12 protein-coding genes are annotated in these 11,106 nt (G+C 72.7%); all 12 read left to right on the top strand.

The features are described from left to right. Positions 1-1,469 (top strand): O-antigen ligase family protein (locus VI078_05840; protein ID HEY5998810.1); only part of this gene is annotated, 1,469 nt, incomplete at its 5' end. Further along, a complete protein-coding gene (locus VI078_05835; GenBank protein ID HEY5998809.1) occupies positions 1,466-2,197 on the top strand; it encodes a hypothetical protein in 732 nt (243 codons plus the stop codon). The genes VI078_05840 and VI078_05835, both read left to right, overlap by 4 nt. Then, on the top strand, positions 2,194-3,123 hold the full coding sequence (locus VI078_05830; GenBank protein HEY5998808.1) for an ABC transporter ATP-binding protein: 930 nt from the start codon (positions 2,194-2,196) through the stop codon (positions 3,121-3,123). Before VI078_05835 ends, VI078_05830 begins: the two co-directional genes overlap by 4 nt. Beyond that, a complete protein-coding gene (locus tag VI078_05825; GenBank protein ID HEY5998807.1) occupies positions 3,120-3,887 on the top strand; it encodes an ABC transporter permease in 768 nt (255 codons plus the stop codon). Before VI078_05830 ends, VI078_05825 begins: the two co-directional genes overlap by 4 nt. 164 nt (positions 3,888-4,051) lie before the next feature. After that, positions 4,052-5,110, top strand: coding sequence for a dTDP-glucose 4,6-dehydratase (gene rfbB / locus VI078_05820; protein HEY5998806.1), 1,059 nt, complete (start codon positions 4,052-4,054; stop codon positions 5,108-5,110). A 13-nt stretch (positions 5,111-5,123) separates the two neighbouring features. Beyond that, complete coding sequence (gene rfbA / locus VI078_05815) at positions 5,124-5,993, top strand: glucose-1-phosphate thymidylyltransferase RfbA (protein ID HEY5998805.1); 870 nt, start codon at positions 5,124-5,126, stop codon at positions 5,991-5,993. Continuing rightward, entirely contained in the window at positions 5,990-6,547 is a 558-nt protein-coding gene (gene rfbC, locus VI078_05810; GenBank protein ID HEY5998804.1) for a dTDP-4-dehydrorhamnose 3,5-epimerase, read from the top strand. The genes rfbA and rfbC overlap by 4 nt, the downstream gene beginning before the upstream one ends. Beyond that, positions 6,544-7,470 carry a dTDP-4-dehydrorhamnose reductase gene (rfbD, locus tag VI078_05805; GenBank protein ID HEY5998803.1) on the top strand — a complete coding sequence of 309 codons (927 nt, stop codon included), beginning with the start codon at positions 6,544-6,546 and terminating at the stop codon, positions 7,468-7,470. Before rfbC ends, rfbD begins: the two co-directional genes overlap by 4 nt. Beyond that, positions 7,467-8,618 (top strand): GDP-mannose 4,6-dehydratase, encoded by a 1,152-nt coding sequence (gmd, locus tag VI078_05800; protein HEY5998802.1) that lies wholly within the window; start codon positions 7,467-7,469, stop codon positions 8,616-8,618. The genes rfbD and gmd overlap by 4 nt, the downstream gene beginning before the upstream one ends. Positions 8,619-8,683: 65 nt before the next feature. After that, positions 8,684-9,298 (top strand): adenylyl-sulfate kinase, encoded by a 615-nt coding sequence (cysC, locus tag VI078_05795; protein ID HEY5998801.1) that lies wholly within the window; start codon positions 8,684-8,686, stop codon positions 9,296-9,298. 15 nt (positions 9,299-9,313) lie between these two features. Then, positions 9,314-10,597: a nucleotide sugar dehydrogenase gene (locus VI078_05790; GenBank protein HEY5998800.1), complete on the top strand. Its 1,284-nt coding sequence runs from the start codon at positions 9,314-9,316 to the stop codon at positions 10,595-10,597. A 42-nt stretch (positions 10,598-10,639) separates the two neighbouring features. Continuing rightward, positions 10,640-11,056: a VanZ family protein gene (locus VI078_05785; protein ID HEY5998799.1), complete on the top strand. Its 417-nt coding sequence runs from the start codon at positions 10,640-10,642 to the stop codon at positions 11,054-11,056. Positions 11,057-11,106 lie beyond the last annotated feature (50 nt).

Below are 11,106 nucleotides of genomic sequence, written 5' to 3'. Positions count from 1 at the left end.
GGCGGACGGCCCTGCGCGCCGGCGAGGCGTGCCTGGTCCTCGCCGCGCTGCTGACCACGGGCTCCCGCGGCGGCGCCCTGGCCTTCGCGGCGGGCCTGTGCGTGCTCCTCGCGGTGCGATCCTGGCGGGTGGCGGCGGGAGTGCTGGCGGCGGGCGCGGCGGCGCTGCTGCTCGTCCCCAACCCGCTGCGCGAGCGCCTGCAGTCGCTGTCGCAGGGGGACCCGTTCGCCTTCTCCCGGCTGGCCATCTGGAAGAGCGCGGCGGCCATGGCGCTCGACCACCCGTGGCTGGGCGTCGGGCTCGGCCAGTACGAGTTCTTCTCGCCGCGGTACGCTTTCCCCGTGAGCGGCCACTGGGCCCGGTACGTGCGCGTCGCCGAGAACGCGCACTCCGAGTACCTGCAGGCCGGGGCGGAGCTGGGCCTGACCGGCCTGGCCCTGGCGCTGGCGCTGCTGGTGCTGCTGGTGCTCCCCGCGGTGCGGCGCCTGCGGGAGCTGCCCCGCGAGGCGCGCGGCCCGGTCGCCGCGCTGCTCGCCGGCTGCGCGTCGATCGCCGTGCATGCCGCGGTGGACTTTCCCCTGCACACTCCGCCGACGGCGCTGCTGCTTGTGCTCTTCGCCGCGGGGCTGCGCGTCCACGGCGCTGGGGGTGCGGGAAGGGCGGTGCAGTTCCGGGTCCGCCCGGTCTACGCCGCGGCCGCGGGCCTGGCCGCGCTGGCGCTCGTCGCCGTCGCCGCGCGCCCGGTCGCCGGCTTCTGGTACTTCCTCGCCGGCATCGGCGCGCCGCGCGACCTGCTGCGCGAGAAGTGGGCGCTCGAGGAGGCGCCGCGGCGCGACCTGGCGCCGCTGGAGTCCGCGCGGCTGCTCGAGCGGGCCGCGCGGATCGACTTCGTCAACGCCTCGTACCGCCGCGCCCTCGGCAGCCGCCTCTTCCAGGCGGCGCTGCGCGGCGGCGGGGACGAGTTGCTGCGGCGGGCGCTCTACCACCTCAACTACGCGGCCGAGCTCAACCCCAACCAGTACCAGTACGAGGTGAACCTCGCGGAGGCGATGATCTCGCTGGCGGGCGCGCGGCCGCCGGGCCGCGAGCTGCTGGTCGAGGCGCTCGGGCACTACCGCCGGGCGGCGACGCTCGCGCCGTACCAGCACGCCATCCAGACCGAGATCGGCCTGCTGGCCGACCGGCTCGGCGATGCCGCGGCGGCGGAGGCCGCCTTCCGGCGCACCGTGGCCATCGAAGAGTACGCGTTGCGGGGGTGGTACAACCTCGGGGCGTTCCTTGCCCGACACGGCCGCTACGCGGAGGCGCGCGAGGTCTTCGGCCGCGGCGCGGCGCTCGCCGAGGGCGCCCGCTCGTTTGTCCCCGCCTCGCCGGCGGAGCGGGACCTTGTTGCCCTCGAGCCGGCCGTCTTCTACAATGAGCTACGCAAGATCGAGGCCATCGAGCATCCCGGGGGGGCGGCGTCGTGACGACGAGTGCGCGGCAGGGGCGGGGCGGGGCGAGGGCGGCGGTTGCGCTGGCGCTCGTGGCGGCGTTGGCCGGGCAGGCCCTCGCGCAGCGCGCCTTCGAGCGCGCCTGGCCGGAGCGGACCTTCGAGCAGCAGCTCTACATCCCGTCGGGGCGGCACCTGAAGGCGTTCGCCGTCGGCTTCCCGGACGTCGCCGCCGATCTGCTCTGGATGCGGGCAATCGGCTACTACGGCGGCCACGCGCTGACCGATCGCGAGTACCCCTGGCTCCACAACATCCTCGACCAGGTCACGAACCTCGATCCCGCGTTCCGCTTCCCCTACCTCTTCGGCGGGATCGTGCTCGCCGTCGAGGGGACGAGGGCGACGGGTGAACAGAGCATCGCGCTGCTGCGCAAGGGGATGATCCAGTACCCCGGGGACTGGCGGTTCCCGTTCTACATCGGCTTCGACTGCTTCTACCACCTGCAGGACCCGGAGCGCGCCGCGGCCTACATGCGCTACGCGGCGAGCCTCCCGGGGAGCCCGGAGTACCTGCCGCGGCTCGCGGCGAGCCTGACGGTCGAGTCGGGGCGCGTCGAGGCGGCGATCCGCTTCCTCGAGACACTCGCCGAAGGCGCGCGCGACGAGTCCGCGCGCGCGAGCATCCTCCAGAAGATCGAGGACCTGCGCGCCGGCCGGACGCCGGAGTCGCTGCGCAATTTCCTCTCGGGGCGCCGGGCCCAGTGACCGCCGCCGTCCGCACCGAGGGGCTGACGAAGGTCTTCGTCTCGGATTGGAAGCGCCAGCGCACGACGGCCGTCGACCGTCTTGACCTGGAGGTCGCCGAGGGCGAGGTCTACGGCTTCCTCGGCCCCAACGGCGCCGGCAAGACGACGACGCTCAAGCTGCTGCTCGGCCTGCTGCGCCCGACGTCCGGGCGCGCCACCATCCTCGGCGCCGACGCGGCGGGGCTGGCGCACCGCGCGCAGCTCGGCTACCTCCCCGAAAGTCCGTACTTCTACGACTATCTCACGGGCCGCGAGTTCCTCGACTTCTGCGGGCGGCTCTGCGCGGTGGCGGGGCCGGCGCGGCGCGAGCGGATCGCGCGCCTGCTCGCGCTCGTCGGCATGGAGCAGGCGGCGGACGTCTCCCTGCGGCGCTATTCCAAGGGCATGCTCCAGCGCATCGGGCTGGCGCAGGCCCTCGTGAACGACCCGCGCCTGCTCATCCTCGACGAGCCGCAGTCGGGCCTCGACCCGGCGGGGCGCAAGCAGGTCCGCGACCTGATCCTGCGCCTCAAGGCCGAGGGCAGGACGGTGCTCTTCTCCTCGCACATTCTCGGCGACGCGGAGATGATCTGCGACCGGGTGGGCGTCATGAACCGCGGGCGGCTCGTGGCCGCCGGCCGGCTCGATGAGCTCCTGCGCGCCCGCGTCCACGCCGTGGAGTTCCAGGCGGACGGGCTCGGCGCGGCGGCGCGGGAGGCCTTCCGCGCGCGGGCGACGCAGTTCCTCGAGTCGGGGGAGCGGTCGCAGTTCACGCTCCCCGGCGGCGAGGAGCAGGTGCCGGCGGTGCTGGCCGAGATCGGCGCCGGCGGGGGCCGGGTCGTCGCCGTCTCCCCCCTCAAGGAGACGCTCGAGGAGTTCTTCCTGCGCGAGGTGCAGGGGCCGTGAAGACCTTCGCCGTCGCCGCCAACACCTTCCGCGAGGCGATCCGGGACAAGGTCCTCTACAACCTCGCCTTCTTCGCGCTGCTGGTCATGGCCGTCTCGGTGGTCCTCGGCAAGATGACGCTCGGCGAGCGGCTCAAGATCATCCAGGACGTGAGCCTCGCCGCGATGTCCGTCTTCGGGCTGCTGATCGCCGTCTTCGTCGGCATCGGGCTCGTGCACAAGGAGATCGCCCGGCGCACCGTCTACACGCTGCTCGCCAAGCCGATCGCGCGCTGGCGCTTCGTCGTCGGGAAGTACCTCGGGCTCATGCTCGTGATCGCGATCAACGTCGCGGCGATGACCGCGGCGCTGCTTGCGCTGCTGGCGGTCTACGCCGACACCGGGGTCCCCTGGCGGGTGCTCCTCGCGGTGCTGCTCATCCTCGTGGAGCTGATGATCGTCACCGCCGTCGCCGTGCTCTTCTCGACCTTCTCCACGCCGACGCTCTCGGCGATGCTCACGCTCGGGGTCTGGCTCATCGGGCGCTTCTCGTCCGACCTTGTCGTGCTCGCCGCCAAGTCGGAGAATCCCGTCCTGCGGGCGGTGGTCGCCGGCACGCACTACCTGCTGCCGAACCTCGAGAAGTTCGACCTCAAGCACGAGGTGGTCTACGGGATGCCGATCCCGCCGTCCTATGTCGCCGGCGCGCTCGCCTACGGTCTGCTCTACATCGTCCTGGTGGTCGGGCTCGCCGCGGTGATCTTCGAGCGGCGCGACTTCAAGTAAGCCGCCCCGCCCTCTCGCCTAACTCTCTGATTTTTATTGACGAAATGTCGATCGCTCCCTATAGTCTTGCCCCGGTGGACGCAGGGCAGGGCCGAGGGTCCCGCGAGGGGTGCCCGGCGCCAGCCTGGCACCGCAAGAGAGAGAGGAGTTCCGTGGACAAGACCGTGTGGATCGTGACCGGTGGCGCCGGCTTCATCGGCTCCGCCTTCGTGCGCGCCGCGCGATCGGCCCGCCTGGCGCGCATCGTCAACATCGACGCCCTGACCTACGCCGGCAACCGGGACAACCTCGCAGCGCTCGGGGCCGACGCGGACCACCGCTTCGTCCACGGGGACATCTGCGACGCGGCACTGCTGGCGCGCCTCTTCGCCGAGGAGCGGCCGGCCGCGGTGGTGAACTTCGCCGCCGAGAGCCACGTCGACCGTTCGATCCTGGACGCCGCCCCGTTCCTGCGCACGAACGTCCTGGGCACGCAGGCGCTGCTGGATGCCGCCCGTGCGCACTGGGCGGGCCTCGCCGGGCCGGCGCGCGACGCCTTCCGCTTCCTGCACATCTCCACCGACGAGGTCTACGGCACGCTCGGCCCGGGCGACCCCCCGTTCACGGAGGCGACGCGCTACGCGCCGAACAGCCCGTACGCGGCGTCGAAGGCCGCGGCCGACCACCTGGTGCGGGCCGCGCACCACACCTGGGGGCTGCCGACGCTGGTCACGAACTGCTCGAACAACTACGGGCCCTTCCAGTTTCCCGAGAAGCTCATCCCGCTGATGATCTGCAACGCGCGCGAGGGCAAGGCGCTGCCGGTCTACGGCGACGGGCTGCAGGTGCGCGACTGGCTGCACGTCGACGACCACTGCGAGGCGCTCCTGCGCGTGCTCGCCGCCGGGCGGCCCGGCGAGACCTACAACGTCGGCGGCGGCAACGAGCGGACCAACATCGAGACGGTGCGGATCATCTGCGCCGCGCTGGACGAACTGCTCCCCGCGGAAGCGCCCCGCGCGCGGCTGGTCCGCCACGTCGCCGACCGCCCCGGGCACGACCGGCGCTACGCGATCGACGCCGCGAAGATCCGCCGCGAGCTCGGCTGGGAGCCCCGGACGCGCTTCGAGGCGGGCCTGCGCGCGACGGTGGCCTGGTACCTCGCCAATGACGCCTGGGTCGAGCGCGTGCGCTCGGGCGCGTACCGCGAGTGGATCGCGGCCAACTACCAGAACCGGCACTGAAATGGGGACTGGCATGAAGGGCATCATCCTCGCCGGCGGCCTCGGCACGCGGCTGTACCCGGTGACGCGCGTGGTCTCCAAGCAGCTGTTGCCCGTCTACGACAAGCCCATGATCTACTACCCGCTCTCGACGCTGATGCTCGCCGGCATCCGCGAGGTCCTCCTGATCTCGACCGCCGAGGACCTGCCGCTGTACCGGCGGCTGCTCGGCGACGGCTCGCGCTACGGCCTGCGCCTGGAGTACGCGTTGCAGCCGCACCCGGGCGGGCTGCCGCAGGCCTTCCTCATCGGCCGCGACTTCCTCGCCGGGGAGCCGTCGGCGCTCGTGCTCGGCGACAACCTGTTCTTCGGCCACGGCCTCGGCGGCCTGCTGCAGCAGGTGGCCCGGCGCACGGCCGGCGCCACCGTCTTCGCCTACCGGGTGCGCGACCCCGAGCGCTACGGCGTGGTCGAGCTCGGCGCGGACGGCCACGTGCTCTCCATCGAGGAGAAGCCGGCGCACCCCCGCTCCAACCTCGCGATCACGGGGCTGTACTTCTATGACGGGCGGGTCGCCGACATCGCCGCCGGCCTCAAGCCTTCGGCGCGCGGGGAGCTGGAGATCGTCGACATCCACCGCGCGTACCTCGCGAGCGGCCCGCTGCACGTCGAGGTGCTCGGGCGGGGCGTGGCCTGGCTGGACACGGGGACGCACGGCTCGCTGCTGGACGCCTCGAACTTCGTGCGCACCGTCGAGGAGCGCCAGGGCCTGAAGATCGCGGCCATCGAAGAGGTCGCCTGGCGGATGGGCTTCATCGACGACGCGCAACTGGCGCTGCTCGCTGGCGAGCTGGCGAAGAACGACTACGGGCGCTACCTGCTCGGACTGCTGGAGGGGGCGTGAGGGTCGAGCGCACGGCGCTGCCGGGGGTGCTGCTGCTCCAGCCGCAGGTCTTCTCCGACGAGCGGGGCTTCTTCATGGAGTTCTGGCACGCCGCGCGCTACCGCGACGCGGGAGTTCAGGCGGACTTCGTCCAGGGCAACCACGCGCGCTCGGCCCGCGGCGTGCTGCGCGGCCTGCACTTCCAGACCGGGCAGCCGCAGGCCAAGCTCCTCTGGGTGGTCGCCGGCGAGATCCTCGACGTCGCCGTCGACATCCGGCGCGGCTCGCCGACGTTCGGCCGCTGGGTCGGCGAAGTGCTCTCGGCGGAGAACCGGCGCCAGCTCTTCGTGCCCGAGGGCTTCGCCCATGGCTACTGCGTGACCAGCGGGACCGCCGACGTCTGCTACCTCTGCTCGCGCCACTACTGGCCCGCGGGCGACCGGGGCGTGCGCTGGGACGACCCGGCGATCGGCGTCGCGTGGCCGGCGATGGAGAAGATCCTCTCGCCCAAGGACCGCCTCTGGCCGCTGCTCGCCGACGCCCCGGACCTGCCGGTCTACGGGGGCGAGGCGTGATCCTCGTCACCGGCGCCAACGGGCAGCTCGGGTGGGAGCTGCGCCGAACCCTCGCGCCGCTCGGCCCGCTCACGGCCGTGGATGTCGCCGAGATGCCGCTCGAGGACACGGCGGCCATCCGGCGCGTCGTGCGCGAGGTCCGGCCGGCGCTGATCGTCAATGCCGCGGCGTACACCGCCGTCGACCGCGCCGAGGACGAGCCGGAGCTGGCGATGGCCGTCAACGGCGTGGCGCCGGCGGTCCTCGCCGACGAGGCCAAGCGCCTCGGCGCGGCGATCGTCCACTACTCGACGGACTACGTGTTCGACGGCGCCAAGCCCGGCGCCTACGACGAGGGCGACACGCCCCGCCCGCTCGGGGTCTACGGCGAGACGAAGCTCGCCGGCGAGGAGGGGGTGCGCGGCGCCGGCGTCCCGCACCTGATCCTGCGCACGAGCTGGGTCTACGGCGCGCGCGGCGCGAACTTCCTGCGCACGATCCTGCGCGCGGCCGCCGCCGGCAAACCGTTGCGGGTGGTGGACGACCAGCGCGGGGCGCCCACCTGGTGCCGCATGCTCGCCGAGGCCACGGCGCTGGCGCTCGTCCAGACCGGCGCGGTCCTGCGCCCGGACGCCCTCGAGGACTACGGGGGCACCTACCACCTGGCCGGCGGCGGCGAGACGACGTGGCACGGTTTCGCGGTCGCGCTCCTCGAGCTGGCGCCGCCCGCCGTGCGCGCGGCATGCCCCGGGATCACGCCGGTGCCGACGAGCGCCTGGCCGACGAAGGCGCGCCGCCCGGCCAACTCGCGGCTCGACTGCACGCGGTTCCGCGACACCTTCGGCCTGGCGCTGCCGGACTGGCGCGACTCGCTCGCGCTCGTCATGGCGGAGATCCCGGCCGCCGAATTCACTCCAGCCCCGGAGGGGAGGACGCCGGCATGAAGCGCGCCCTGATCACCGGCATCACCGGCCAGGACGGCTCGTACCTGGCGGAGTACCTGCTCGCCCAGGGGTACGAGGTCCACGGCATCAAGCGCCGGTCCAGCTCCTTCAACACGCACCGCATCGACCACCTCTACCTCGACGAGCACGAGCACCAGGGACGCCTGCACATGCACTTTGGCGACCTCGCCGACGCCAGCCGGCTGACCAACCTCATCTGGCAGCTGCGGCCCGACGAGGTCTACCACCTCGCGGCGCAGAGCCACGTCAAGGTCAGCTTCGACGAGCCCGAGTACACCGGCGACGTGACGGGGCTCGGCACGACCCGGCTGCTCGAGGCGATCCGCGTCTCCGGGGTGGCGGCGCGGTTCTACCAGGCGTCCTCCTCGGAGATGTTCGGCGCGGCGCCGCCGCCGCAGAACGAGCGGACGGTCTTCCACCCGCGCAGCCCGTACGCGGCGGCCAAGGTCTACGCCTACTGGATGGCCGTCAACTACCGCGAGGGCTACGGACTGTTCGCCTGCAACGGCATCCTCTTCAACCACGAGTCGCCGCGCCGCGGCGAGACCTTCGTGACCCGCAAGATCACGCGCGCCCTCGCGGCAATGCTCGCGGGGCGCCAGCGGACGCTGCACCTGGGCAACCTCGACGCGCGGCGCGACTGGGGCTTCGCGCCCGACTACGTGCTCTGCCAGTGGCGGATCCTGCAGCAGGAGCGGCCCGACGACTTCGTGATCGGCACGGGCCAGGCGCGGTCGGTGCGCGAGTTCGTCGAGGAGGCCTTCGGGTACGCCGGGATCGAGCTGGAGTGGCGCGGCGAGGGGACGGCCGAGCAGGGGCTCGTGCGCTCGCTCGACGCGCGGCGGGTGCCGGCGGCCGCAGGGCTCGCGGCGGGGGACACGGTCGTGCGCATCGACCCGCGCTACTTCCGCCCGGCCGAGGTCGACTACCTGCTCGCCGACGCGGCCAAGGCCAAGCGGCTGCTCGGCTGGGAGCCGAAGCTGGCGTTCCGCGAGCTGGTGCGCTGCATGGTCGACGCCGACCTCGACGCGGCCGGCGTGCCGACGCCGGGCGAGGGGCTTGCGCTGCTCGCGAAGCACGGCTACGAGTGGATTCTCAACCGCAAGGCCATCTCCGGCGCCTTGTGAAAACAACGGAGGAGGGACCGCCCCCCGCGCGGGACGGCGCGAGGGATCGTCCCCGGGGAGGAACGATGCTGGACGCGAACGACCGCAACCTGACGTGGCACCCGCACAAGGTGACCAAGAACGACCGCTGGCTGCGCAACTCGCACAAGTCGGCCCTGGTCTGGCTGACCGGTCTCTCGGCGTCCGGCAAGTCGACCATCGCCAACGAGCTCGAGCAGGCGCTGTTCGTGCGGCAGATCAACACCTTCGTGCTCGACGGCGACAACGTGCGCCACGGCCTGAACAAGGACCTCGGCTTCTCGCCGGCGGACCGCGTCGAGAACCTGCGCCGCGTCGGCGAGGTGGCGCGGCTGCTCGTGGACGCGGGCATCCTCACGATCGCGGCCTTCATCTCCCCCTACGTCGCCGAGCGCGAGCGCATCCGCAAGCTCTTCGGCGAGGGGGAGTTCATCGAGACCTTCGTCAAGTGCTCGATCGACGTCTGCGAGACGCGAGACCCCAAGGGGCTCTACAAGAAAGCCCGCCGCGGCGAGGTCCCCGAGTTCACCGGGATCTCGGCGCCCTACGAGGAGCCCCGCGCTGCGGAGCTGGTGCTGGCGACCGACGAGCTCACCGTGGCGCAGTCGGTGGCGAAGGTCGTCGACTACCTGGAGAAGAACCGGATCATCGTCGGGGACTAGGGGAAGGAGGCCCTCATGCACAGCCGCCACATCTCGGTCGTCGGTCTCGGCTACGTCGGTCTGCCCGTCGCGGTCGCCTTCGGGCGCAGCGCGACCGTGGTCGGCTTCGACGTCAACGCCCGGCGCATCGCCGAGCTGCGCGGCGGTCACGACCGCACCGGCGAGGTCGCCGATGCTGAGCTGGCGGCGGCTGACATCAGGTACACGGACCGCATCGAGGACCTGCGCGCGGCGGACTTCCACGTCGTCGCCGTGCCGACGCCCGTCGACGAGGCGCACCAGCCGGACCTGACGCCGCTGGTCAAGGCCTCCGAGAGCGTCGGGCGCGCCCTCAAGAAGGGCGACATCGTCGTCTACGAGTCGACCGTCTACCCCGGCGCCACCGAGGAGGTCTGCGCCCCGGTGCTCGAGCGCCACTCCGGGCTGCGCTGCGGCGCCGACTTCACCCTCGGCTACAGCCCCGAGCGCATCAACCCCGGGGACCGGGAGCACACGTTCACCAGGATCAGGAAGGTCGTCTCGGGGCAGGACGCCGCCACCACCGAGATCGTGGCGCAGGTCTACGGCTCGGTCGTGACCGCCGGGATCCACCGCGCGGCCTCGATCAAGGCCGCGGAGGCCGCGAAGGTCATCGAGAACACGCAGCGCGATCTGAACATCGCCCTCATGAACGAGCTGGCGCTCATCTTCCACCGCATGGGGATCGACACCCTGGACGTGCTCGAGGCGGCCGGCACGAAGTGGAACTTCCTGCCCTTCCGGCCGGGGCTCGTCGGCGGGCACTGCATCGGCGTCGACCCGTACTATCTCACGCACAAGGCCGAGCGCATCGGCTACATCCCCCAGGTCATCCTCGCGGGACGGCGCATCAACGACGGCATGGGCGCCTTCGTGGCGCAGCAGGCGGTGCGGGAGATGATCGCCCTCGGCGTCAACGTCAAGGGCGCGGCGGTCACCGTCCTCGGCCTGACGTTCAAGGAGGACTGCCCGGACCTGCGCAACTCGCGCGTGATCGACATCGTCCGCGAGCTCGAGGCGTACGGGGCGGTCGTGCAGGTCGCCGACCCGCTCGCGGACCCCGAGGAGGCGCGCCACGAGTATCGGGTGGCGCTGACGCCGCTGGAGCGGCTGCGGCCCGCGGCGGCCGTCGTCGCCGCGGTCGCGCACCGCGAGTACCGCGCCCTCGGCCCGGAGGGGCTTGCCGCGCTCTGCGCCCCGCCGCCGCTCGTGCTGGACGTCAAGGGCGTCTTCGACCGCGCCGCGTGCGCCGCCGCGGGCATCCGGCTCTGGCGGCTCTGACCGCTGCGGGCGCGCACGAAGGAACAAGGGGCAGGGGGGATCGTGGCGGCGAGCGCGCGTGCCGGCGCGCCGGCCGCGCGGATGCGCTGGCGGGCGCTGGAGTGGCCGGCCTGGCTGCGCCGCGTCGCGGCCGGCGTCTATCTCGCGCTGCTCACCGCCGCGCTTCTCGCGCCGCCCTCCACGTTCGAGGACGCGGGCCAGCTCTTCACGCACCAGGACAAGGTCGTCCACCTCGCCATGTTCCTGGCGCTGGCGGTGCTGGCGCGATGGTCTTTGCCGGCGGAAGGCGGGAGGCGGCCGGCGGCGGCCGCGGCGCTGGTGGTGTACGCGACGGCGATCGAGGCGCTGCAGCCGGCGCTCACCGCGGGACAGCGGACGTTCGAGTGGGCGGACCTGGCGTGCAACGCCGCCGGCGTCTCCGCCGGCTGGATGCTCTTTCCGCGGCTGACGGCGCGTTGACGGGCCGCGGGGGCCGGTACGGCTCGGCCGCGCAGGGGCGGCCGCACGAA

The organism is bacterium, assembly GCA_036524115.1.
Lineage (GTDB): Bacteria > JAUVQV01 > JAUVQV01 > JAUVQV01 > DATDCY01 > DATDCY01.
Note: the sequence above shows the minus strand (reverse complement) of the source record. Positions and strands in the feature narration are given on the sequence as shown.

Excerpts from the sequence above, each read along its gene's own strand:
- cysC (HEY5998801.1), top strand. The coding sequence starts at position 8,684 with ATGCTGGACGCGAACGACCGCAACCTGACGTGGCACCCGCACAAGGTG.
- rfbA (HEY5998805.1), top strand. The coding sequence starts at position 5,124 with ATGAAGGGCATCATCCTCGCCGGCGGCCTCGGCACGCGGCTGTACCCG.
- VI078_05790 (HEY5998800.1), top strand. The coding sequence starts at position 9,314 with ATGCACAGCCGCCACATCTCGGTCGTCGGTCTCGGCTACGTCGGTCTG.
- gmd (HEY5998802.1), top strand. The coding sequence starts at position 7,467 with ATGAAGCGCGCCCTGATCACCGGCATCACCGGCCAGGACGGCTCGTAC.